The following is a 23,001-nucleotide window of genomic DNA, read 5'->3' as shown; positions in this document are numbered from 1 at the left end:
CGGCCATACTCGGTGCTATGGATGAAACGGAAGTCGGTGCATACTCTGTCTTTGGCCTGACCGCTAACTATCAGATCACCAAAAATCTGCGGGTAAATGCCGGCATCAGTAACCTGCTGAATAAGAAAATCTATCGTTCGAATGAAGGTGCCTCCACCTACAACGAGCCAGGACGCGCTTATTCAATGGGGATGACGGCATCGTTCTGATGTAATGAATCACTCAGCCCGCTCTCCTGCGAGCTGAGTGATTGTCTAAGAAGGGTTACGGTTATCTCATGCCATGAGTTAAGCCTGGCTAACTTCCGGAGTTAAAGCAGTCCGCGCATACCGTTTAACCCGCCACTCCGGCATACTGCAACATCACCTGCAACAGCACATTAGCCCCCGCGGTCACATGTTCCGGTGAAGCATACTCTGCCTCGTTGTGGCTGATACCGTCTTTACAAGGAATAAAAATCATCCCTGCCGGCACCAGATAACTCATATAAACTGCATCGTGCCCTGCACCGGAGACAATCTCCCGTGACGGATATCCGAGTTTTTCTGCCGCTCCGGCAATGGCTGCCTGGCAGCCTTTATCGAAGGGGGCAGCCGGATAGTGACTCACTTCTGTCAGTTCTATCTCCATGCCACTCTTCAGGCTAAGATCTGCAATAAAGGTTTTCAGTTCGGTATCCATTTCCGTCACCAGCTCATCACTGATGTTCCGTAAATCGACAGAGAACGTCACTTCTCCCGGCACCACATTGCGGCTGTTCGGATAGACCTGAACACTGCCGACAGTCCCCCGGCCTTCCGGGGTTCTCCCGGCGATACTAATTACCTGCTGCATAATGAGGGTGGCGGTTTGCAGGGCATCTTTACGCAGGGACATTGGGGTCGGGCCCGCATGAGACTCCTGACCAGTGACTTTACAGTCATACCAGCGAATTCCCAGTACTCCCTGCACCACACCAATTACCTTATCTTCATCCTCCAGGATTGGCCCCTGCTCAATATGGGCTTCAAAATAGGCGCCGACCGGGTGGTCGCCTGGCATCTGTTCACCGATATAACCAATATTTTCCAACTCACTGCCAACAGTTTTGCCTTCACTGTCCTTAACGGCATAAATCTGTTCCAGTGGAAAAACCCCTGCAAATACTCCGGACCCCATCATCACCGGAACAAAGCGCGATCCCTCTTCATTGGTCCAGAATACAACCTCCAGCGGGGCTTCGGTAACAATATCCAGGTCATTCAGAGTCCGGATAACTTCCAGTGCCGCCAGTACTCCATAATTTCCGTCGTATTTTCCACCTGTCGGCTGTGTATCAATATGGCTACCCGCCATTACCGGCAGAAGTTGAGGATTCCGTCCTTCTCTGCGCATAAAGACATTGCCAATTTTATCGATGGTCACAGACAACCCTTCGGCTTTAGCCCAGCGAATGACCAAATCACGGCCCTGACGATCAAGGTCAGTCAACGCCAGACGGCGACAGCCGCCTTTAGCCGTCGCGCCAATTTCGGCCAGTTCCATTAATGAACCCCATAACCTTTCGCCGTTAATCCGCAGGTCTGACATCGCGGAAACTGAATTTACCAGCACATCGTTAGTCATTATTTTTCTCCGGAAGAAAGTATTGTTGCCATCTCAACCAACCGCTGGTCACTGCCACGCGGGCCAAGTAAAGAAATTCCCAGGGGTGCATCATCCACTGCAGCCATCGGCACGTTGACCTGCGGAGCTGCTGTCATGACGGCAATGATCAGTAAATCCTGAGAAAGACGACGGGTTACTTCGATCTGTTCTTCACTCGCTGTCAGTAACGGTGCAATATCAGGGACTGTCGGTAACACCAGAATTCGTCCGGCCAGTTGCTGGTCCCACCATTCGGTAAACTGTTGCCGGGCACGGCAGGCACTCTGGTATTCATCAGAGGTGACGCCACGCCCAAAAGCAAAACGTGCCGCGATATCCGGGCCGAGGCTCAGACCGTAACGTTCAATAATTTCCCCCTGTGCCTGCCATGCTTCATAACCCTGAATCACTCTGAAAGCATTAAACAGAGTTTCACGCTGTTCAGGCCAGTCTGACACAGGCAGAAACTCTCCCCATAACCGACTGATTCTTTGTAAAACAGGGGTCAGCGCCTGCTGGCTTTTTTCCGGCAATCTTTCGAACAGATCACTGTTACAGGCCAGCCGGATTTCAGCAGGCTGTGGGGTGTCTTCACCGAGCAGACATTTTGCGACCAGTGAAAAATGTTGGGCATCAGAGGAAAAAAAACCACAAGTATCCATGGAAGGAGCCAGTGCCTGACAGCCCTGCAACGAAATCCTCCCATGGGTAGGACGAATACCGAAAAGACCACAATAGCTGGCCGGAGTACGGACGGAACCTCCGGTATCGGTTCCCAGGGCAATATCGCATAACCCATTGGAAACCGCAGCGGCGGAACCCGAAGAAGAACCACCGGGAATACGGTCCGGAGCCGCGCCATTGCGCGGAGTTCCGTAGTGAATATTGTGACCACTCATGGAAAACGCCATTTCATTGGTATGCGTTTTGCCAACAAAACGTGCGCCGGCATCCAGCAGTTGCTGAACCGCCGGGGCAGTATGATGTTTGATGCCTGACAATGCCAGAATATGCGGATTGCCCCCACCGGTGGGATATCCTGCAACATCAAATAAATCTTTTACTGCAAAAGTTAAACCACTTAACGGCCCCTGCTCTGCATGCTCCAGTTCAGTAAACGGATACGGCATAAATGACCGTGACTGGTCCCACATTGCTCCCTCCGGGAAAGTATTCCTGACAATCATGTCTGCCGCTACCGACAGGTAACAACAACGCAACCATCTGAATTAAAAAGGTATGGGTTATAAGCAAATGCCATACCAGCCCGGACATGCCAAAAACACGAGAAAGAAATTAAACTTATCTTATTGAAAAAAAGAAGTTACCAGGCACTCCCGGGTCAACTAGCTGAAGTATTCCTGCCGGAACAGTGCACTGAATTGGGGAAATAAGTTCACTACACAGAAAACTTAGCACAGCAGGAGCCCTCATTATCGCAACCAATCCTGGTCGCGAAACGGCTCTCTTCGGGGTCTTCCGGATTGCCATCCCTTACCGGAAAACGCTAAAATCGCTGTTCACATCCGATGTTTCAGCTTAACAGCACGGATAAATCAGCATAATGGCATGATTAAAGGGCCTGACAGGCCGGTATCTGCCCTCTGACGCTAATAGGATGCCGCAATGTTTAAAGTCTGGATTATTCTTTTTATTTCTATCATCTCTGAAACCTTCGCTACTTCAATGATTAAGTCTTCAGAAGGTTTCACGCGGTTACTTCCCTCTCTGGCGGTTATTTTTGGCTATACCATATCGTTTATCGGCTTGTCACAGGTGGTCAAAGTCATGAACGTCGGAGTGGCTTATGCTATCTGGGCCGGGGTGGGTATTTGTCTGGTATCACTGATTTCCTGGTTGTTCTTTCATCAAAAACTGGATCTACCGGCCGTCCTTGGTATTGCCCTGATTATCAGCGGTGTTATCGTCATTCAGCTATTCTCTAAATCAGTCTCACACTAAATATCAGCAGTGCTGAGTCAGCGAATTCCTTGAATAACTTAACCCGCATCTGAAAGTAACTAATATTGTGGTAGTCGTTCAGGGATTAATCGTATTCTTCAGGAAATCACTCAGGTAACGAGAATTTCAATGGATATGTTGTCTAATTAAAACCCCGCATAGCGGGGTTCAGAATATTATTAACGTGGCATTTCGGCATCCAGCCTGTCGGAAATATTTTTCTTGATTGCCAGACAGACCTGATGATAACTGTACGCAGAATTGTCGGCAGGAATAATGTAAGGGACTCCAACAGAATCCCCCACTGACACGAAAATTTTTCCTTCGTGCATGGATAACGTCAGTTCAACATAAGCAAAGCGCTTTTTCAGGTCATTAACGGAAAGGTCGGTCATAATACCGAACTTCAGGCGCTGCTCCGCATCGAGTTGCGCTTCACTCAGCCTGACAAACTCTGCCTTACCATTTCCGGGCTCCCCGATGAAGGCAATTTTGGCTCTGTTATCCCCATGATATACCAGTGACTCCCGATACTCTTCGAGAATTTTTTCTGCACCCTCAATCAGATCTGCCAGCCTTTCCGTATATTTACGATCTAAAACTCTTTGTTTTTCCAATAAATCATCGTAGGTAATATTCATGGTTTTCTCCTTAACCGGACTTTCACTGATAATCATAGTAACTGCAGAAAATATTTCCTGTGCGCCAAAACACAATGGCCCTGCCAGAGCAGGGCCGCGAGGCTATTTGTAATCATGGGCTCATTATATAGCCTTATATTTTGTTGTTTTTATATCGGTTAATTCGCTTGATAAATAAAGATATTTCTGTCGTCCTTCCGGATGTACTCTTATCTCAGGTTAAGACTAAAGACCGAAAAAAAACATTTGGAAACCTGATTGTAACTTTCAGTAAAACATAGTTTATTTAGGATATTATTTCTAATAAGTAATCCAGAAACCTGTATAAATGTCCTGGATTATGCTGATTCGTTTTCACTGAAAACAAAATGAAAACCGCAGGTTGACTAACTAAGCCGTAAAGAGAAGGATAAGGAATTGCAGGAACAGATAAATCCCACCTGACAGCGGCTAATAAACATACCATCAGGGCAAACGGATTCGACGACTCATTAGTCCGGAATATGCAAAACCTGCAGGGTCATATTCATCGCCGTATCGAATGGTGTGACTGTTCTGACTATTTTCACCATGACACTGGCACCCACCCACAATTGGTACAAACTTTCTGCAACTTTTTCCGGTTCGTCGTCGAGCGTCAATGACCCTTCGGTAGCACCGGCTTCCAATGCTTCTGCCAGGCGGGAAATAATACCAGCCGTTCCGTACATCAATGCCATACGCATTTTATCTGATAAGTCTGCCACTTCTGCCCCAAGTTTGACCGCCAGACATTTCCCCTGACAATCATGGAATGACTGAGTAGCCCGCCATTTTTGCCAGTAATTTATCAACCTCTGAGCGTTGTTAATCCCTGGCTCAGCCAGTGTCTGGTTGAGCTCGTCCAGATAGCCCTCAAAATAGTGCTCAAGCATGGCTACGCCAAACTCTTCTTTCGAGGAAAAATAATAATAAAAAGATCCCTTTGGAATATCTGATTCCTCAAGGATCTCTTTCAGCCCCACCGCCGAGAACCCTTTTCCCGCCATAATACGCTGGCCGGTGACAAGAATGTGTTCACGGACATGATGATTTTGTTGTTTGGTTGCAGATTTCATGTCGTCAATTTATCAAAGGCCAGACTGGGCGTCTATGAAATAGACCAGCGTTACCCAAGGTTCAGGGTTAAAATTTTTATCCCTGAACAGGGGAGCTTATTTCGCCAGTTGGTCCAGTAGCTGAACTGCCGCAGCTGCTGAAGACCCCGGGTTTTGACCGGTTATCAACAAACCATCGGTGACCACATAGGAACTCCAGTCTGCACCTTTGGAATAGATACCACCTTTTGCTTTCAGCTCATCTTCTACCAGGAATGGCACCACCCGGGTCAGACCAACAGCTTCTTCTTCGGTATTGGTAAAACCGGTAACCTGACGGCCTGCAACCAACGGACTGCCATCCGGGGTTTTCACATGACGCAGCACACCTGGTGCATGACAAACAAAAGCAATATTTTTACCCGCAGAGAAAAATGACTCTATCAGCGCAATGGAATGCTTATCTTCTGCCAGATCCCATAGCGGACCGTGCCCCCCCGGATAAAATACTGCGTCAAATTCTGCCTGCGAAACGCTGTCCAGACGGACGGTGGTAGCCAGCAGTGCCACTGCATCAGCATCAGCTTCAAAACGATGGGTAAACTCAGTCTGGAAATCTGGTTCGTTACTTTTCGGGTCCAGCGGTGGATTTCCACCCAACGGAGATGCCAGCACAATTTCAGCACCTGCATCTTTGAAGGCGTAGTAAGGCGCAGCCAGCTCTTCAAGCCAGAAACCCGTTTTACGGCCAGTATCACCCAGTTTGTCGTGTGAGGTCAGTACCATCAGAATTTTCATTATCGTTCTCCAAAATATAGACTCAGGATTAAGCAAACAGGTAATCAGCATGAACCATTAGTAGACCGGTCGTCTATTTATAGGTGTCACCTGTAGCGATAAAACCGGGAACAATCCGAAGCTGGATTGAACCATCGTAGCACCAGAGAGTATCGATGTTTCAAAGCCTCACCAGCTTGTTCCGTATCTCAACGCTAACAACTAATAGACCGGTCGTCTAGTAATTTTAATCGGACAACTTAAATATTTTCCGGAATGTAATGTCAGGCACGTAACGGTGTTACCACCTGAATTCACTATTTGTCATCTTATTCATAAAGTTAATTATGATATCTTCTGCCCTGTGCGAGCATGTGACAAACAGGGAAGATTCGGGCTAAGTTCATTTAGTCTGAGGCAACTTTATCTACTGATAAAAGAGAGTGCATTCCCCCCACAGCCACTCTGAGTGCGGTAGACTACCTTGTTTTGCTTCAAAAGCTTTGGTCGGCGTTCATCCGCTGAACAAATTGTTTGTCTTTAATCGCGGAGTTCCTGAAAACAAAAAAATCCCTTAACTATCAGATACAAAAGAAACTCCCAACTCTCTGACCTGACAGGGCTGTCAAGGAAATTTGCAATTCATTGCCTATTCCCGGGCCCGCAGGAAGCGCGAACAGCCGCGATGGCTTTTATCTACACCAGTGGGATGCTACACAGAACTTCAGACCAGATTACCCACAACTTAAAACTGGTTACACGTTTTAAGCTTTAATATTAAACAGATTTATGTTTCGGAATGAAGCCTGGGAGAAAGGCGAGTAAGTTCAGTCAATGACACGGGTCAGGCAGCAGTTTATGACAGAAAGATAAAAATTGTGCCGGTTGTTGGTGATCAGATAAATGGATGATTAAGCAAATGCAAAAATGCATCTTCGACAACGGGCGCAGAAAACAAAAAACCGCCTGACGGCGGTTAAACGACATTGCACATATGTGCTTATTTTTGTTCATTATAATCGGTGGTGCCCAGGGCGGGACTTGAACCCGCACAGCCATACAGCCGAGGGATTTTAAATCCCTTGTGTCTACCGATTTCACCACCTGGGCAAATCTGGAGGCGCGTCCCGGAGTCGAACCGAGGTAGGCGGATTTGCAATCCGCTGCATGGCCACTCTGCCAACGCGCCTTTTATTCCTTTAAATTACAACATATTAGAGATGTTATAATTGTTAACTCTTGTCAGTTGCACCAAAACCTTTGGTTTAACTTATTGATTCCTAAAGAGTTAATCACCCTTCGTCTTCGGAATGGTCGCTATTATGGACTGGTTCCCCGGGCTTGGCAAGAGCTATCCCCTTTTTTTTCCGATAATAATGTCTGAATGCCCGAAAATTCAGCAACCTGTTCAATGAGCAAACACCCTTCCGTTAAACTGGTGATTTTAGCAACTTAATTCACTGCCTGTGTGGCAAATGAGCAAGCCCGCAGCGCGCCTGTGTTCAATTTTGTGAGCGAGGGATAGTGACAGTACCTGTTTTCACGGCGAGCTCTACGACTGCGCTCTTCTGCAAGACACGCTCAGGTTGATGCAGCAGGGACTGTCAGTTGGCAGCTGTATAGTATATGGTTAATCACTATTTGCAGCCTTCACTGGTGAGCCAGGTAAGGCAGGATATGTGCCACTGCGATAGTACTCCCCCGCAGAACCCCACTTTCAATTCGGTGTTACTGATTTTGCACTCTGCGGCAACCGGTTGAGTACGGAGGATAACCGGGTTTTATTATGCGGCGAACATCTGGCTGATTGGTGGAAGATGAAATAAAGCCAATACCCAATAACAGAGTGATGAGAATGGTGATATCAGGAAACAAGAAAAGAACCCTGAGGTCCTTTTTTGTGAAAGCCCGCTAATCAGAATGATTCGGCCTTTATAAACTGGAGCGGGAAACGAGACTCGAACTCGCGACCCCGACCTTGGCAAGGTCGTGCTCTACCAACTGAGCTATTCCCGCAAAATTGTTCTGAACTGTGAAAACAGATAACCGGAACAACCTTTGATGTGCCGCATTTTACTGACAGCGGCTGTCCCGTCAATCAGTTTATGTCAAAACAACTATTGTTTGCTGCTAATTCCATCATTATGCTCATTCATCCAGCAAATCTTTTCTTGCCGCACTAAGATACTGAAACATCGACCAGAAAGTGAGCACTGCAGCGATGTATAATGCCAAAATTCCTACCATCTCGACCATATCGTTTGGTCGCCAGAGTAATGCGACCAGAGCCAACATCTGAGCCGTGGTTTTTACTTTGCCAATCCAGGAAACTGCCACACTACTTCGTTTGCCAATTTCAGCCATCCATTCCCGTAAGGCTGAAATAATTATTTCACGTGCAATCATCGTCGCCGCAGGTAAGGTTACCCACCAGGAATAAAAATATTCCGCCACCAGTACCAGTGCAATTGCCACCATGACTTTATCTGCCACCGGGTCAAGAAACGCGCCAAAAGCAGTGGTCTGTTTCCAGCGGCGCGCCAGGAACCCGTCGAACCAGTCCGTTATTGCGGCGATAACAAACAATAATGCGCAGCAAACAGGTGCCCAGTTGAATGGCAAATAGAACGCCAAAACAAAAAAGGGAATTAAAACAACCCTGAAAAGCGTAAGATATGTCGGTATATTAAATTGCATAGGGCACTAACAGCCTGGATGGGATGGTGTTTGTCTCTATGTTCCTACATTGCCCCTGCTGTTTCAATGCTAGTGTTTGAGAGAATAGAATATTTTTTCCGCCAGTGTCACAGATATGCCCGGAACTTTGGCAATTTCTTCAACCGTAGCATTTTTCAACGGCTGTAACCCTCCCATATATTTCAGTAACTGCTGACGACGTTTAGGTCCGACACCTTCAATGCCTTCCAGGCTACTGGCGGATTTTACTTTGGCACGCTTCAGTCGGTGTCCAGAAATAGCATGGTCATGAGATTCATCACGAATATGCTGAATGACATGTAATGCCGGAGAATCTGGCGGTAATGACATTCCTTCCCCTTCGGCTTCAAAAAACAGTGTTTCCAGACCCGCTTTACGATCACTGCCTTTTGCTACCCCTAGCAACAGTGGATGATTTTTATCCCAGTCAACATCCAGTCCGGCAAAGACCTCTTTGGCCTGCGCCAGTTGGCCTTTTCCACCATCAATCACAATGACATCAGGAATTTTACTTTCTTCCAGCGACTTGCTGTAACGCCGTTGCAGGACCTGGTTCATAGCCGCGTAATCATCTCCCGGGGTAATACCGGTGATATTATAACGTCGGTATTCGGCTCGCACCGGCCCGTTGGCATCAAAGACCACGCAGGAAGCGACCGTTTGTTCGCCCATCGTATGACTGATATCGAAACACTCCATCCGGCGAATAGCCGGCAATTTGAGATACCCGGCCAACGCTGCCAGCCGCTGATGGATTGTCGATTGTTGAGCCAGCCTGGACACCAGCGCTGTAGCCGCGTTGGTTCTGGCCAACTTAAGATAACGTGCCCGGTCACCACGAGGTTTACTTTGCAGACTGATTTTTCTGCCTGCCAGTTCGGTCAGCGATGCACTGAGAACGCTGATTTCCGGCAGTGCAAAATCCAGTAAAATATCGCCAGGCAAAGTACGCACCTCACTCCCCTGCAGATAAAACTGCCCCACAAACGTCTGTATCACTTCCGACAATTCAGTATCCGGCGGAACTTTCGGGAAATAACTCCGACTACCCAGCACCTTACCCTGGCGGATAAACAGCACATGAACACAGGCCATTCCTGAATCATACGCAATGCTGATCGCATCCAGATCATCCCCCTGATTAGAGACAAACTGTTTTTCGGTAATTTGCCTGACAGCCTGAATCTGGTCCCGTATCCGCGCAGCTTCTTCAAATTTCAAAGATGCACTTGCCTGCTCCATCCGACTGATCAGTAATTTCAGCACCTGGTCATCCTTACCGGATAAAAACAATCTGACGTATTCGGTCTGTTGCTGATATTCCTCTTCAGAAACCAGGCCTTCCACACAAGGTCCCAGGCATCGACCAATCTGATATTGCAGGCAAGGTCGGGAACGGTTGCGATAGACATTATTTTCGCACTGACGAACAGGAAACACTTTTTGCAAAATCGCCAGCGTTTCGCGCACAGCACTGCCGCCCGGGAAGGGGCCGAAATACTCCCCTTTCACATGTTTAGCTCCACGATGAGATGCCAGACGAGGGTGTTTATCGTTACTTAACAGTATGTAGGGATAGGACTTATCGTCACGCAGCAACACGTTATATCGTGGCTGGTATAACTTTATATAGTTATGTTCCAGCAACAAAGCTTCAGTTTCACTGTGGGTCACAGTGACATCCACATGGCGGATATTCGCTACCAGAGCTTCCGTTTTACGACTACTGACCTGAGTACGAAAATAACTACTGAGCCGCTTTTTGAGATCTTTGGCTTTTCCTACATAGATCACTTCATCGCCGGCACCGTACATCCGGTAGACCCCGGGCTGATGTGTGACAGTCCGAAGGAAATCGACTGAATCAAAAATTTCACTCACTGCTGATTACCAAATCCGAATTAACTAACCCATGCCGTATCGCCAGATGCGTCAACTCAACATCACCGTTAATGTTCAGCTTACTGAACATACGATAACGGTAACTATTAACTGTTTTAGGACTGAGATTCAACTGCTCAGAAATATCGGTCACTTTCTGACCTTTAGTTATCATCAGCATAATCTGTAACTCCCGTTCTGACAGACTTGAAAATGGCGATTCGCCGCCATGATATTCCACCTGACTTAACGCCATTTTTTGCGCAATATCTGGTGCAATGTAGCGCTGCCCTGCATTAACCGCCCGGATAGCGTTAATCATCTCCTGTGGAGTCGAACCTTTCGTCAGATATCCCACCGCCCCAGCCTGCATCACTCTGGCGGGTAAAGGATTTTCAGAACAGATGGTCAGCATGATTATCTTGATATCCGGATGAATACGCATAATTTTCCGGGTGGCCTCCAGTCCGCCAATGCCTGGCATATTCATATCCATCAGGATCACATCTACCGTATTCTGCCTGCACCACTTAATGGCATCCTCTCCGCAACACGCCTCACCGCTAACCACCATGGCAGTAACATCTTCCAGTATACGACGTACACCGGCCCGGACTAAATCGTGGTCATCAACAAGGAGGATACTGATCAAAAGGATGTACTCCAAAAGGCACACAGAGGAAATTTTGGCAGAGTCAGCCACGAACAGTTTTACATAATCGCCCTGGCAAATCCTTTATAAGCGACCATTATTTGACGACAATCAATTTTTGATTATAGCATAATTAATGGCTTTCACTGTTTCTCCAGACAAAATCAAGCTGTGTTAAGGCCCATAAATCAGAGCTATTTTCTTTTATTAGCATCACATACCACATTTATCACCAGCGAAGGTGTCATATCCCCTAAAATGCTAATGTCAACATTTTGATTCTGTTATATTATCCGCAATTATGGCGAGCTTTCGCTGATTAACGGAGTCTGAAGTAATGAACCATGTAGAATTTCCAACTGAAAAAAAACCTGAATCGCTGGCCAGGGAAGTGACCTGTCTGAAAATGATGATCACCTGTATTTTACAGTCCATGAGCCAGGTGGATGCAGGTAAAGCCATCCTGAATATGGAGCGTTATCTGAGTTCCCTGGAAAACACAGCTGATTCAGAAGTGTTTATTTCAACCCTGAAACAAATAAAAGCCGGATATCTTCAGTAGTACAGTAATATCCTGTCTCTGTCTGAGGCAGGAACCCTCCACGGTAACCACCTTTACTTATTATTTTAGCTTTCAATGTCCCCCGCTGCGATACAACCTTACATGTCTTACCATATTGCGAACGAAAAAACATCAGTCAGCCACAGATGTAACGCTTGTTATTTCTCACGTTATAGAGAGTGTGATAAAAGGTGACTCCTGCAAACATTGAACTGATTTACTCGTCACTGCCACAATCAACTCCGGGCAGAAAACAATAAAAACAGCCAGCAGAGCTGACACAATCATCACAGGAAATGAAGGAATGACACACCAACCTCAGCAAAATGTGCCCGATCAGGACACACCAAAGCTACGGCGGAACTTAAATAACCGTCACATTCAGTTGATAGCAATTGGCGGAGCCATCGGAACCGGATTATTCATGGGTTCAGGTAAAACCATCAGCCTTGCCGGACCGTCGATCATTTTTGTTTATATGCTGATTGGCTTTATGCTGTTTTTTGTCATGAGAGCAATGGGTGAGTTACTACTGTCTAATCTTGAGTATAAATCATTCAGTGATTTTGCCGCTGATCTGCTTGGCCCCTGGGCCGGATATTTTACCGGCTGGACTTACTGGTTCTGTTGGGTAGTCACGGGTATTGCTGATATCGTTGCTATCACCTCTTATTTACAGTTCTGGATGCCCGGATTCTCGGTCTGGATGAGTGCAATTCTCTGTATTGCTATCTTCCTGGTGCTGAATATCGCGACTGTAAAAATGTTTGGTGAGATGGAATTCTGGTTCGCAATTATTAAGATCGTGGCCATTATTGCTTTGATTGCCATTGGTATTGTTTTGGTTTGTATCCACTATGGCCCTGTCGACGGACCGCATGCTGCACTCAGTAATATCTGGACCCATGGCGGTTTCTTCCCGAAGGGACTTAGTGGCTTCTTTGCCGGATTCCAAATTGCAGTGTTTGCGTTTGTGGGTATAGAACTGGTCGGTACAACCGCCGCTGAGACCCGTGATCCGAAGAAAGTCCTGCCACGGGCCATTAATGCCATTCCACTACGTATTATTATGTTTTACGTCTTTTCACTGCTGGTTATTATGGCCGTTACTCCGTGGGACCAGGTCGTTCCCTCGCGCAGCCCGTTTGTAGAGATGTTTGTGTTGATTGGCTTACCTGCGGCTGCCGGTATTATCAATTTTGTCGTTCTGACGTCTGCAGCCTCTTCTGCTAACAGCGGTATTTTCTCTACCAGCCGGATGCTGTTCGGCCTGGCAGAGCAAGGTGTCGCTCACAGCCGCTTCGCCCGGCTATCCGGCCGCTCGGTCCCGGTAAGTGGATTACTTTTTTCCTGCTTCTGCTTACTGGTGGGGGTTGCATTGATTTATCTAATCCCAAATGTTATGACGGTATTTACGCTGGTTACCACCGTATCGGCGATTCTGTTTATGTTCGTCTGGTCTATTATTTTATGCAGCTATCTGGTTTACCGCCGTCAACGCCCTGAACTGCATCAGGCCTCAGTGTTCAAAATGCCTGCGGGCAAACTGATGTGCTGGGTGTGCCTGCTCTTTTTCGCCTTTATCCTGGTGTTATTAACCCTCCAGCCGGATACCCGTCAGGCACTAATGGTCACGCCGCTCTGGTTCATCGTGCTGGCTATTGGCTGGCAGGTACAGAAACGTAAGATCTCATAAACCGACCCGCCGGGTAATACAGTGCAGTCATGGCAGTTGTGTTGCCCGGCATCCCTGGTCTCAGAAATCCGTTAATGTCGTTCCCGACGGATTTCTGGCCGCCGAAATCCCGGTCAACGACCAGAACCACCACCTAAATGAACCTATTGCTGGCAGGGAGATCGTGTGGCTAATGAGACATTCATTGGTTTATGATGACGAATAGACTCCTGCATACATAAAAGAAATCCCCGCATAACGCGGGGATTTTTTTCCAGTCAATGATCACTGTGCCACAAGAGTAACCGGAGAGTTATTTTGCATCACCGCCCTTTCCACCACCCGAACTATGGCCAGCGGAGGAGTGGCTGGCGCCGGATGAAGGGGATTTACTGGCAGCTTCATTTTTCGCCGGAGCGGCAGCGGCAGGCGATTTTGTCTGACTATTAGCCTCAGCAGGCGCTGTTGTGGCCGGGGTTGATGTGGACGTGCTCTCAGAAACCGGAGGAGTTGCCGGAGCTGCCGGAGTGGCAGCGGTTTCAGCCGGCGCCATATGAGGTTGCATCGACGTACCCTGCAACGCCGTATTCAGAACTTTACTGAAATCATCCCATGAACAGTAACCATTACTGTCCGCAGGGCAACCTTCCAGTTGCAATGTCACTCGCTGTGGCGGATTCGCCAGGCTAAGTGTCGACGCCTCATGTAACTGCTGAGTGCTTTGGTAGACATATTCCATTTTCAGCAGATCTTTATTGGTTTTCTTATCATGCCAACGTTCGAATACCAGCTGACCACCAATAGGCGTCTGCTCATACTGACCAGGTAACTGATAAGGTTTCACCTTCAGCGCTGCCAGTACTGAAGCAATATTTGAATCATGACCCACCATAAATGTGAATGCCGGGGCACTGGCTTTATCCTGATCAATCAGTTGGCTGCGGATATAATCAACCAGTGGCGCCGCAACGTCACGCGCGACCTGGGGGGTGGTAAACAGGATATTCTGGTAGCTGTTTTTGATTTCTGATAATGCTTTCCACTGCTCAGGGGTTTTGATTTGTCCCCAGGCAACCTGGTCGGCCGGAAAACCCTGGTAATACTGTAAGGTAAAAGCATCTACCAACGCATTACCGATCTTCAGCGGGCCTTCAACCGCGGGTTCTTTTCCTTTGTCCAGGCTGAAAGAATCTGACTGACTTCCCAGACTACATTTTTCTTTACCTTTACATAACGGTGATGCTGAAAAATCAACCACTTTACTCAGTTGGCTATAGGCAGCCTGTAATTGTTGTTGCTGCTGTTTGTCTGCGGCCGAGATCTCCTGAAGCGCTGATTTTTTGAATTCGGCACTATCATTGGCAATCACAGGATTGAATACAGGATCCATGGTGCCCATAGCATCCTGATGGGTGACTGCAACATCACACCCCGGAAAAGCACCGCTCACAAAAAATTGTGCAGTTGCCACAGTACGTTGTAGGCTGTTGGCATAAACAAAGACAGAATTTGAGGCCGGACACTGATTTTTATCCACCAGCCCCTGCTGCGCCAGCCAGTCGCGGGTATATTTCCCCATGTACGCCTCAAGGACTCCACCACGCGTGGTTAGTTCACCACCAGCGACATCCCACTGGGGCCATTTCTTATTGGTAGACTGTTCGAGAAGACTGCCACCATTCGCCAGGGGAGCCCGCAGATTATGACGGCTAAGCATTAACACCTGTTCCAGCTGCATACTGTTATCTGCCGCAAACGTTTGCAAGCTCACAGGTAGTGCTGCAAGTACAGCGAGTGTACACAAGCTCAATTTCTTAATCATTGTCACTGTTCCATGAATTCTGAGGGGCCCGAGAAAAATTGTCTCTGACATTGTCTATCCGGATGAATACCGCGTTGGCCACTGTTTTCTCCTTGTCAGTTAATGATGTCAGAGCAAAAGTTTACGTCACTATATCAAACTTAATTCACTACGTAAGAGGGAATAGAGTCCGTGTGCTGATGAAAGTTCCCGGGGAAATGAAAAGTGGAATACAACCAGACCACAGGCAAAAAAAACCAGCCATCAGGCTGGTCTTTCTTAAATATGGCGGAGGAGGAGAGATTCGAACTCTCGGATGGTTGCCCATCGGCGGTTTTCAAGACCGCTGCCTTCAGCCGCTCGGCCACCCCTCCGTAAGGGTCAGAACAAACAATCAGCTGTTCTGTAAAGCAAAAATACAGAGTATAAATGATGGCGGAGGAGGAGAGATTCGAACTCTCGGATGGTTGCCCATCGGCGGTTTTCAAGACCGCTGCCTTCAGCCGCTCGGCCACCCCTCCGCAATGAGGCGCACTATAAACATCCCCCCGAACATTGTAAAGCCCTGAATGTTCCATTTGCCTGAAAAACAGCCAAACTATCATTGAATGCTGTGAAAAACAGCAGATTGCCGGTTTATGGAACAATTTTCCACGTAAAGATGGGTAAAACGACTTCATCCCTGGTTCGGCAGTGCGTATTCTGCGGTGATTAAAATAACCATTTTGAATAGTTAAGGAGTCTGTATGGACAGAATTCTTGCCCCTGGTAGAAGTAACAGTTTAATTAGTACCCATAAGGTACTGCGTAATACCTATTTCTTACTGGGGATGACACTGGCCTTCTCCGCAGTCACTGCTACCGCAAGTACTATGCTGGCACTACCAGCACCGGGACTGATTCTCATGCTTGTGGGATTCTACGGTCTGATGTTTCTGACTTACCGGCTGGCTGATCGCCCTGCAGGCATTCTGGCCGCATTTGCCTTTACCGGGTTCCTGGGATATTGCCTTGGCCCGATACTCAGTAGTTTCCTGGCCGCAGGAATGGGTGATGTGATAGCGCTGGCACTGGGCGGGACTGCATTAGTATTTTTCTGCTGCTCAGCCTATGTGCTTACTACGCGTAAGGATATGTCATTCCTGGGTGGGATGATGATGGCAGGCTTTGTCGTATTGTTGGTGGGTATGGTCGCTAATATCTTCCTGCATTTACCCGCATTACAAATGGCCCTGAGTGCCCTGTTTATTCTGTTTTCTGCCGGTGCCATCCTGTGGGAAACCAGTAATATTATTCATGGCGGTGAAACTAACTACATTCGTGCTACCGTCAGCCTTTATGTCTCTCTGTACAATATCTTTGTCAGCCTGCTGAGTCTGTTAGGTTTTTCACGCAGCAACTGATAAACCGGAATTCTCCTGTTAAATACCCGCTCCGGCGGGTATTTTTTCGTCCTTCACAGTTTGCTACACTGCTGCACGGTAACTGAAGAGGACATATTGTGAAGTTTGCAGGACATGACATTGAAACAGATTCAGAAGGTTATCTGAAATCTCCGGCTGACTGGTCTGTAGCACTGGCGGAAGAGATAGCCGCTGGCGAAGGCATTACCCTGACAGAAGCCCACTGGCAGGTTGTCAATTTTGTGCGGGAATTCTATCTGGAATTTAATACCTCCCCGGCCATTCGTATGCTGGTCAAAGCAATGGCTAAAAAATTCGGCGAAGATAAAGGCAACAGTCGTTATCTGTTTCGTTTGTTCCCTGACGGACCAGCAAAGCAGGCGACAAAAATTGCCGGATTACCTAAACCGGCAAAATGCCTTTAATCCCCCGGTCGTCAGCCAGTACTGAATCCTTTAACTCCTCCATCAGATGTCAGAGACTGTACATCCACACTATCCACTCTGGCAGAAGGAGGCCCGCCGGCAGTAATCCATGCCAAAACTGTTTCAACCGCAGCGCGCTCGCCGGACAGCAGTATTTCAACACTGCCATCACTGAGATTATTAGCATAACCATCGATACCATGATTCAACGCCTGACGTCGGGTACTGTCGCGGAAAAATACTCCCTGTACCCGTCCGGTCACCCGGACCTTACAGATCGAATGCATTCTGTTGTCCCCTGCTGTTGATTAGTTTGCAATTTGGCGATATCCGCTTAACAATACCGCCTTTATTCTTTGCTACCTGTATATTATGACTGCCAGATTAATTCTTTCCAGGGGACGTGAAAAATCCCTGCTACGCCGCCATCCATGGGTTTTCTCCGGTGCAATCAGCCGCATTGAAGGTTCCGCGAACTCCGGGGAAACGGTGGATATTTGTGACCATAAAGGTAGCTGGCTGGCACGTGCGGCATACTCTCCTCAATCGCAAATTCGCGCCAGGGTCTGGAGCTGGCAGCCAGAAGAAACGATTGATATCGCCTTTTTTGAACAACGACTTAACAAAGCGAGAAAATGGCGTGAATGGCTGGCTAAAACCGATAATCTTGATAGTTATCGCCTGATTGCCGGCGAATCCGATGGCCTTCCTGGTGTGACTATTGATAAGTTTGCCGGCTACCTGGTGGTACAGCTGTTATCAGCAGGGGCTGAATACCAGCGCCCTGCCATCATTACTGCACTTCAAAATTGCTTTCCAGAATGCTCTGTTTATGATCGTTCCGATGTTTCGGTCCGTAAAAAAGAGGGACTGCCACTCACCCACGGCGTGATCTGCGGACAGCAACCTCCTGCATTGCTACCGATTACCGAACATGGCATGAAACTGCTGGTCGATATTCGGGAAGGACATAAGACCGGTTATTATCTTGATCAACGGGACAGCCGTTATGCATTGCGCCGTTACTGTAAAGATGCCCGGGTGTTGAACTGCTTCTCTTATACCGGCGGATTTGCCGTTTCAGCGTTAATTGGTAATTGCCGTGAGGTCCTTAGTGTAGATACCTCAGAATCCGCACTGGATGTGGCCAGGCAGAACGTCGAGCTTAACCAGTTACCACTGGAAAAAGCCCAATTTATCCGTGATGATGTGTTTAAGTTGCTTCGCCGTTTCCGGGACAGCGGTGAAAAATTCGATGTTATCGTCATGGATCCACCTAAATTTGTCGAAAATAAAAATCAGCTGGCGGGTGCCTGTCGTGGTTATAAAGATATCAACATGCTGGCTATGCAGTTACTGAATCCGGGTGGGATATTACTGACCTTTTCCTGCTCCGGGCTGATGACGGTTGATCTTTTCCAGAAAGTCATCGCAGATGCTGCGCTGGATGCAGGAAAGAATGTTCAGTTTGTCGATCAGTTGCGTCAGGCCGCCGATCATCCGGTTATTTCATCCTATCCTGAAGGTCTGTATCTGAAAGGATTTGTTTGTTACGTAGAATAGCTTGAAAAAAAGTAAATCAGCCCTTATATCTTTGGAAAGTTCGCTTCCGGAGGTATTTATGATTAGCAGCAAATTTGGCATTGGCCAGCAAGTCCGGCACAAACTCTCCGGAACTCTCGGAGTGGTTGTTGATGTAGATGCTGAGTTTTCACTGGATATGCCGGTTCCTGAAGAACCGAGTTATGACCTGCATGGTACCCGTCCCTGGTACCATGTTGTGATGGAAGATGAGGCCGGTGATACAGTGCATACCTATGTCGCTGAATTCCAGCTGACCGGGGAGGTTTATGATGAACACCCTGATCAGCCGGTACTGGATGAGCTGGCCGAAAATGTCCGCCAACAATTACGTGCACCGCATCGTTGTCACTGATTATTGTCGCCTTTATCAGCTATGCTGTTAAAGGCGGCAGACCCCGTTTCATAATTTCAATTTTAGTGCATTTATCTGCTACAACACTCAGTCCCGCCTCACGGGCAAGCTCCTCAGCTTCAGGATTGTAAGTACCTGGTTGCATCCATAAGACATCAGCACCGTGAGTGATAGCCTGCTGCGCAATCGCAGGGACGACCTCCGGATTCCTGAATACATCAACAATATCAATATGGCCAGGCACTAGTTCCAGCGAAGCATAGCCCGGTTGACCAGCCAGTGTTTTACCGGCAACCCTCGGGCTCACCGGAATCACTTCATAACCGTGCTGCAATAAAAACATCATTACCTGCCAGGCAGGTCGCTCCGGGTTATCACTGGCTCCCACCAGCGCTATGCGTCGCGCCTTTGTCAGTATCCCGCCAATATCTGGTTGGTTCATTATTCCCCCCTGTTCGGCCGGCATTTTCGCCGGAATGATTACTCAGTGTATCGCTAAAACTGACAATCACCAGTCGCGTTACCGCACAATAAATATGACAAAATGTAAAAATTAATGCCATAATACGAACTGCTGATAAATGCATAGTCCTAAGGTTGCCCCGGAGCAAAGATGAAGTTTTTAGTGCCTCTCCTCTGCCTGTTGATCGGTAGTTTTTCATCTGCTGCAGAAGCATTAAGTTTCAGACTAAACCCGGAAATGAATTTACTGGTTCTGGACGGCCACCCATTGCCAGGTAGTCTGCTGAAAGGAGCCGACAGTATTGAACTCAACCGTGGACAGCATCAGATTTTATTTACTATTGATCAGCAAAAAAATTCCCCGGCATTTATTATTACTTTTACCGCCCGGGGTCAGAGGGTGAATGTCGTTTTTCCACCGCCTGCAGGGCCAGGGGAGTCAGCTAAACAAGTCACCAGTGCAACCCGCTTCCGCGTGGTTGATGAGAATAATCATGACGTTCCTGCGATCCAGGACTATTTATCACTCTCGCCGGGTGTGGATTATGTTGCCGAAATGACTGCCTATAACCAGCTAAAACGAAAAGCCTCAGTGGAAAAATTTACCGGTGCTGGTTTACAGGGAAATATTCTGCCTGGTAATAAGCCCCGTGAATATGTTAATCAGGTTGTTCCTTCAGTAAACAGTTCTTTATCCTTTGCCGAACACTCTATCGACTCTTTTTTATCCTGGCTGCGTGAATTTCGAACCAGTTGAACAGTTATTCCCCCCCGCGCTACACTGGTTAAACACTCATCTAATTCGCTCAATCATAAGGATCAATAATGGAGCAGACGGTCAGAACGTTGCCGGAAAAGAAAAATATCGCCCTGGTTGCCCACGATAACTGCAAAGCTTCCCTCCTGGAGTGGGTGACACAAAATCAATCCTCACTTGAGTCACAGACACTTTACGCAACCGGTACTACCGGGAATTTAATCAACAAGCATTGTGGCTTGCATGTCAATCCGTTATTAAGCGGCCCGATGGGTGGGGATCAGCAGGTGGGAGCAATGATCTCTGAAGGGAAAGTGGATATGTTAATCTTCTTCTGGGATCCGTTAAATGCAGTCCCCCATGATCCTGATGTGAAAGCGTTATTACGGCTGGCCACCGTATGGAATATTCCCGTGGCAACCAACCGCGCTACTGCCGACTTCATCGTAAACTCTGTCCTGTACCGGCAAAATGTCGAAATTTCTATTCCTGACTATCCACGCTATATGGCTGAACGATTACAGGAACCATTGCTGGACAACGAGTAATACATTCAGGGTTTACGAACAACAGGGACTCCCAGGTCCCTGAAATTTTCTACAAAAGATGATGGAGAAGCTTTGTCGTAGAGCAGCCACAGTTGCTGTCTGGCCCTTGTCATCGCAACATAAGCCAGTCGACGCTCCTCGGCATCAGGAAAATCTTCCGGCTTGGGTAGCAAACCTTGTTCGATCACTGATTCTCTGGCTACGGCAGGAAATCCGCTGCTTCCCTCGTTCAGACCGATAACAATGACATAGTCGGCCTCTTGCCCTTTACTGGCATGCATTGTCATAAAGCTGACCGATAATTTAGGCCAGCGGGTTGCCGCTTTGGCTAACACGGGTGGTCTGAGGTAGTGATAACGCGCAAGAATTAAAACCGTTTCATCATCTTTAACATAGCCACTCATTTTATTTAGCAGTGCTTCAAGTTGATCTTCCGCCAGTAATGACACCGATTTTTTGTTGCCTTTGATCAGGCTGTTGAGGTTTTTTTTCATTTGCAACGGATTTTGCTGAATAAACCGGTTCGCAATCTGGCCAATTTGCTGGTTAAAACGATAGGTCGTGTCCAGAATGCAGATGTCTCCTTCTCCAAATTGCTGGTGAAAACGGGTAGTCAGATTAATTTCAGCTCCTGCAAAGCGATAAATAGCCTGCCAGTCATCACCCACAGCAAATAAACTGCAACGCTTATTCTGATCCCGCAGGGCTTTAATCAGTGAGGACCTCTGAACAGAGATGTCCTGAAACTCATCCACCAGAATATACTTCCAGGGACTGATAAAACGCCCTTTGTCCAGTAAAGCGACGGCCTGCTGGATCAAGCCGGCAAAGTCCAACGCCGATTCCTGCTTCAGGTGACTCTTCCAGGCCTTCATTAGCGGAGCCAACAGTCTGATACGTTTGCCAAATAGTAAACGAATATCCTCCGGAGATTCGTCAATCATGGCTGCCTGAGCTCCTCCATGGTTACGCATCAGAGATACCCAACGCTCCAGTCTGCCAGAGACCCGGGACAGCAATTTTTCGTCCTGCCAGAAAGTATCTGAAGGTAACTCCCACTTCAGTTCTTCCTGCAGCCATTGCCGCCAGCCATTGGCAAAAGATTTTTTCTCAGCACACTGTTGTTGCCATACGTCAGTCAGCATTTTACGACGGAAATCTGCATCAGTTTCCAGCTGACTGATCTTTGGCTGTTTATTACTACTTTGCTGAATAATGTGTAATGCAAGGGAATGGAATGTCCGGGCAGTTACGTTTGCTTCACCGGTCGATTTAATGACCCGTTTATTCATTTCATCGGCAGCATCCCGGCCAAATGCCAGCAGCAAAATCTGGTCTGCCGACGCCAGTTTGCGTTTTATCAACCAGGCCGCGCGGGCAGCCAGCACAGATGTTTTACCACTACCCGCTCCCGCCAGTACCAGCAGATTGTCTTCCCCATTGATCACGGCACGACACTGTGCCGGATTGAGTGGAGAAGATTCAACTGTGTTAAAAAAGTCACGGTAACGTTCCAGAATCTCTTCTGTCCACTGACGATTGCGCTCACTTCGCTGTTGTTCTGTTGATTTCAGCCAACTCTGGCAAAACAGCCATAATGGTTGGCACTGATCGAATTCGGGAATACGCTCATGTGGCAGTGGTAATGCCGAAAATTTTTGCTCAATTTTCTCGCGAAAACCCCGGATATCACTGCGGGTCAGCCAGCTATCACGCTGCACCTGACTTAATAAATAGTGTTGCAACTCACTAAGTACCTGATAACAGACCTCTGCCATCTGCTGGCTCCATTGATGCCAGGATTGCAGCAGATAATGATAAAATTGCTGAGTTTCCTGCCATTCGGTACCATGCAGCCGGACAACCTTATCTTCCGGCAACTGAAATTCAAGTTCTCCCCAAACTACGCCTCGTTTACACTGAATACCGAGTAACTGATTAAAAGGTATAATATATTCATGGCGGTCGCCACTGACTTCAACACCTGCAGGCAACAGGCGAACCCGGTTATATGGATGCTGTGCCAGCCGTTTGCCCATTGAAGTTGCTTTAAGTTCCATGCGTCACGCCATTATCAATACCATGCTGAAGTCATAGTT

Annotated in this window: 21 protein-coding genes, 5 tRNA genes and 1 pseudogene; 10 read left to right on the top strand and 17 right to left on the bottom strand. The window is 47.6% G+C overall.

Features of this window, described 5'->3' with window-relative positions; genetic code table 11:
• Positions 1-14: 14 nt before the first annotated feature.
• Positions 15-209, top strand: a pseudogene (locus HA49_RS01960) (hypothetical protein); the annotation flags it as partial.
• A 124-nt stretch (positions 210-333) separates the two neighbouring features.
• Here the strand turns inward: HA49_RS01960 and HA49_RS01955 are convergent.
• Entirely contained in the window at positions 334-1,605 is a 1,272-nt protein-coding gene (locus tag HA49_RS01955; RefSeq protein ID WP_038019946.1) for a Zn-dependent hydrolase, read from the bottom strand.
• Positions 1,605-2,780: an amidase gene (locus HA49_RS01950; protein ID WP_038019943.1), complete on the bottom strand. Its 1,176-nt coding sequence runs from the start codon at positions 2,778-2,780 to the stop codon at positions 1,605-1,607. The genes HA49_RS01955 and HA49_RS01950 overlap by 1 nt, the downstream gene beginning before the upstream one ends.
• A 472-nt stretch (positions 2,781-3,252) precedes the next feature.
• Between HA49_RS01950 and HA49_RS01945 the strand changes: the two genes are divergently transcribed.
• Complete coding sequence (locus tag HA49_RS01945; RefSeq protein WP_038019939.1) at positions 3,253-3,588, top strand: DMT family transporter; 336 nt, start codon at positions 3,253-3,255, stop codon at positions 3,586-3,588.
• Between the two features lie 179 nt (positions 3,589-3,767).
• Here the strand turns inward: HA49_RS01945 and HA49_RS01940 are convergent, their stop codons facing one another.
• The 9 genes from HA49_RS01940 to uvrY all read right to left on the bottom strand — a co-directional run bounded on the left by HA49_RS01940 (position 3,768) and on the right by uvrY (position 11,333).
• Positions 3,768-4,229, bottom strand: a complete 462-nt coding sequence (locus HA49_RS01940; RefSeq protein ID WP_156994505.1) for a hypothetical protein — start codon at positions 4,227-4,229, stop codon at positions 3,768-3,770.
• A gap of 491 nt (positions 4,230-4,720) precedes the next feature.
• Positions 4,721-5,326 (bottom strand): TetR/AcrR family transcriptional regulator, encoded by a 606-nt coding sequence (locus tag HA49_RS01935; RefSeq protein ID WP_038019933.1) that lies wholly within the window; start codon positions 5,324-5,326, stop codon positions 4,721-4,723.
• A gap of 96 nt (positions 5,327-5,422) precedes the next feature.
• Positions 5,423-6,103 (bottom strand): type 1 glutamine amidotransferase domain-containing protein, encoded by a 681-nt coding sequence (locus HA49_RS01930; protein WP_038019930.1) that lies wholly within the window; start codon positions 6,101-6,103, stop codon positions 5,423-5,425.
• Between the two features lie 1,002 nt (positions 6,104-7,105).
• Positions 7,106-7,192 (bottom strand) — tRNA-Leu (locus HA49_RS01925).
• Between the two features lie 5 nt (positions 7,193-7,197).
• Positions 7,198-7,271: transfer RNA gene (locus HA49_RS01920), tRNA-Cys, on the bottom strand.
• Positions 7,272-8,022: 751 nt separating this feature from the next.
• Positions 8,023-8,098: transfer RNA gene (locus HA49_RS01915), tRNA-Gly, on the bottom strand.
• Between the two features lie 132 nt (positions 8,099-8,230).
• Positions 8,231-8,779 (bottom strand): CDP-diacylglycerol--glycerol-3-phosphate 3-phosphatidyltransferase, encoded by a 549-nt coding sequence (gene pgsA / locus HA49_RS01910; protein WP_038019927.1) that lies wholly within the window; start codon positions 8,777-8,779, stop codon positions 8,231-8,233.
• Between the two features lie 69 nt (positions 8,780-8,848).
• A complete protein-coding gene (uvrC, locus tag HA49_RS01905) occupies positions 8,849-10,681 on the bottom strand; it encodes an excinuclease ABC subunit UvrC (protein WP_038019925.1) in 1,833 nt (610 codons plus the stop codon).
• The gene (gene uvrY / locus HA49_RS01900) at positions 10,674-11,333 is read right to left on the bottom strand and encodes a UvrY/SirA/GacA family response regulator transcription factor (protein WP_038020388.1); all 660 of its coding nucleotides are present in this window, start codon (positions 11,331-11,333) and stop codon (positions 10,674-10,676) included. The genes uvrC and uvrY overlap by 8 nt, the downstream gene beginning before the upstream one ends.
• Before the next feature lie 337 nt (positions 11,334-11,670).
• Between uvrY and HA49_RS01895 the strand changes: the two genes are divergently transcribed.
• Together HA49_RS01895 and cycA are read left to right on the top strand one after the other, a co-directional pair.
• On the top strand, positions 11,671-11,895 hold the full coding sequence (locus tag HA49_RS01895; RefSeq protein ID WP_038019923.1) for a DUF2594 family protein: 225 nt from the start codon (positions 11,671-11,673) through the stop codon (positions 11,893-11,895).
• 304 nt (positions 11,896-12,199) lie between these two features.
• On the top strand, positions 12,200-13,591 hold the full coding sequence (cycA, locus tag HA49_RS01890) for a D-serine/D-alanine/glycine transporter (protein WP_038019921.1): 1,392 nt from the start codon (positions 12,200-12,202) through the stop codon (positions 13,589-13,591).
• A 292-nt stretch (positions 13,592-13,883) separates the two neighbouring features.
• On the opposite strand, the gene agp is transcribed toward cycA, so the two are convergent.
• From agp to HA49_RS01875, 3 genes are all read right to left on the bottom strand, one after another.
• Entirely contained in the window at positions 13,884-15,392 is a 1,509-nt protein-coding gene (gene agp, locus HA49_RS01885; RefSeq protein WP_084706352.1) for a bifunctional glucose-1-phosphatase/inositol phosphatase, read from the bottom strand.
• A 265-nt stretch (positions 15,393-15,657) separates the two neighbouring features.
• Positions 15,658-15,745 (bottom strand) — tRNA-Ser (locus HA49_RS01880).
• A gap of 59 nt (positions 15,746-15,804) precedes the next feature.
• A tRNA-Ser gene (locus HA49_RS01875) sits at positions 15,805-15,892 on the bottom strand.
• A 225-nt stretch (positions 15,893-16,117) separates the two neighbouring features.
• On the opposite strand from HA49_RS01875, the gene yccA reads away from it, so the two are divergent.
• Positions 16,118-16,774, top strand: coding sequence for an FtsH protease modulator YccA (gene yccA, locus HA49_RS01870; RefSeq protein WP_038019919.1), 657 nt, complete (start codon positions 16,118-16,120; stop codon positions 16,772-16,774).
• Positions 16,775-16,872: 98 nt separating this feature from the next.
• On the top strand, positions 16,873-17,199 hold the full coding sequence (locus tag HA49_RS01865; RefSeq protein WP_038019917.1) for a TusE/DsrC/DsvC family sulfur relay protein: 327 nt from the start codon (positions 16,873-16,875) through the stop codon (positions 17,197-17,199).
• An 11-nt stretch (positions 17,200-17,210) separates the two neighbouring features.
• On the opposite strand, the gene HA49_RS01860 is transcribed toward HA49_RS01865, so the two are convergent.
• Entirely contained in the window at positions 17,211-17,486 is a 276-nt protein-coding gene (locus HA49_RS01860; RefSeq protein ID WP_038019915.1) for an acylphosphatase, read from the bottom strand.
• A gap of 85 nt (positions 17,487-17,571) precedes the next feature.
• Between HA49_RS01860 and rlmI the strand changes: the two genes are divergently transcribed.
• On the top strand, positions 17,572-18,762 hold the full coding sequence (gene rlmI, locus HA49_RS01855; protein ID WP_038019912.1) for a 23S rRNA (cytosine(1962)-C(5))-methyltransferase RlmI: 1,191 nt from the start codon (positions 17,572-17,574) through the stop codon (positions 18,760-18,762).
• Positions 18,763-18,820: 58 nt separating this feature from the next.
• The gene (hspQ, locus tag HA49_RS01850) at positions 18,821-19,135 is read left to right on the top strand and encodes a heat shock protein HspQ (protein ID WP_038019909.1); all 315 of its coding nucleotides are present in this window, start codon (positions 18,821-18,823) and stop codon (positions 19,133-19,135) included.
• 19 nt (positions 19,136-19,154) lie between these two features.
• Here hspQ and HA49_RS01845 read toward each other — a convergent pair whose 3' ends face one another.
• On the bottom strand, positions 19,155-19,577 hold the full coding sequence (locus tag HA49_RS01845; protein ID WP_038019907.1) for a CoA-binding protein: 423 nt from the start codon (positions 19,575-19,577) through the stop codon (positions 19,155-19,157).
• 171 nt (positions 19,578-19,748) lie between these two features.
• Between HA49_RS01845 and HA49_RS20530 the strand changes: the two genes are divergently transcribed.
• Both HA49_RS20530 and HA49_RS01835 read left to right on the top strand, forming a co-directional pair.
• A complete protein-coding gene (locus tag HA49_RS20530) occupies positions 19,749-20,354 on the top strand; it encodes a YccT family protein (RefSeq protein WP_052752416.1) in 606 nt (201 codons plus the stop codon).
• A gap of 68 nt (positions 20,355-20,422) precedes the next feature.
• Positions 20,423-20,902, top strand: a complete 480-nt coding sequence (locus tag HA49_RS01835; RefSeq protein ID WP_038019905.1) for a methylglyoxal synthase — start codon at positions 20,423-20,425, stop codon at positions 20,900-20,902.
• A gap of 5 nt (positions 20,903-20,907) precedes the next feature.
• Here HA49_RS01835 and helD read toward each other — a convergent pair whose 3' ends face one another.
• A complete protein-coding gene (helD, locus tag HA49_RS01830; RefSeq protein WP_038019901.1) occupies positions 20,908-22,962 on the bottom strand; it encodes a DNA helicase IV in 2,055 nt (684 codons plus the stop codon).
• Between the last annotated feature and the right edge of the window lie 39 nt (positions 22,963-23,001).

The organism is Tatumella morbirosei (assembly GCF_000757425.2).
GTDB classification, from domain to species: domain Bacteria; phylum Pseudomonadota; class Gammaproteobacteria; order Enterobacterales; family Enterobacteriaceae; genus Tatumella; species Tatumella morbirosei.
Note: the sequence above shows the minus strand (reverse complement) of the source record. Positions and strands in the feature narration are given on the sequence as shown.

Bases quoted from the DNA above. Each gene is read 5' to 3' on its own strand.
- HA49_RS01955 (WP_038019946.1), bottom strand. From the start codon at position 1,605: ATGACTAACGATGTGCTGGTAAATTCAGTTTCCGCGATGTCAGACCTG.
- HA49_RS01950 (WP_038019943.1), bottom strand. From the start codon at position 2,780: ATGTGGGACCAGTCACGGTCATTTATGCCGTATCCGTTTACTGAACTG.
- HA49_RS01945 (WP_038019939.1), top strand. From the start codon at position 3,253: ATGTTTAAAGTCTGGATTATTCTTTTTATTTCTATCATCTCTGAAACC.
- HA49_RS01940 (WP_156994505.1), bottom strand. From the start codon at position 4,229: ATGAATATTACCTACGATGATTTATTGGAAAAACAAAGAGTTTTAGAT.
- HA49_RS01935 (WP_038019933.1), bottom strand. From the start codon at position 5,326: ATGAAATCTGCAACCAAACAACAAAATCATCATGTCCGTGAACACATT.
- HA49_RS01930 (WP_038019930.1), bottom strand. From the start codon at position 6,103: ATGAAAATTCTGATGGTACTGACCTCACACGACAAACTGGGTGATACT.
- pgsA (WP_038019927.1), bottom strand. From the start codon at position 8,779: ATGCAATTTAATATACCGACATATCTTACGCTTTTCAGGGTTGTTTTA.
- HA49_RS01895 (WP_038019923.1), top strand. From the start codon at position 11,671: ATGAACCATGTAGAATTTCCAACTGAAAAAAAACCTGAATCGCTGGCC.
- cycA (WP_038019921.1), top strand. From the start codon at position 12,200: ATGACACACCAACCTCAGCAAAATGTGCCCGATCAGGACACACCAAAG.
- agp (WP_084706352.1), bottom strand. From the start codon at position 15,392: ATGATTAAGAAATTGAGCTTGTGTACACTCGCTGTACTTGCAGCACTA.
- yccA (WP_038019919.1), top strand. From the start codon at position 16,118: ATGGACAGAATTCTTGCCCCTGGTAGAAGTAACAGTTTAATTAGTACC.
- HA49_RS01860 (WP_038019915.1), bottom strand. From the start codon at position 17,486: ATGCATTCGATCTGTAAGGTCCGGGTGACCGGACGGGTACAGGGAGTA.
- rlmI (WP_038019912.1), top strand. From the start codon at position 17,572: ATGACTGCCAGATTAATTCTTTCCAGGGGACGTGAAAAATCCCTGCTA.
- hspQ (WP_038019909.1), top strand. From the start codon at position 18,821: ATGATTAGCAGCAAATTTGGCATTGGCCAGCAAGTCCGGCACAAACTC.
- HA49_RS01845 (WP_038019907.1), bottom strand. From the start codon at position 19,577: ATGAACCAACCAGATATTGGCGGGATACTGACAAAGGCGCGACGCATA.
- HA49_RS20530 (WP_052752416.1), top strand. From the start codon at position 19,749: ATGAAGTTTTTAGTGCCTCTCCTCTGCCTGTTGATCGGTAGTTTTTCA.
- HA49_RS01835 (WP_038019905.1), top strand. From the start codon at position 20,423: ATGGAGCAGACGGTCAGAACGTTGCCGGAAAAGAAAAATATCGCCCTG.
- helD (WP_038019901.1), bottom strand. From the start codon at position 22,962: ATGGAACTTAAAGCAACTTCAATGGGCAAACGGCTGGCACAGCATCCA.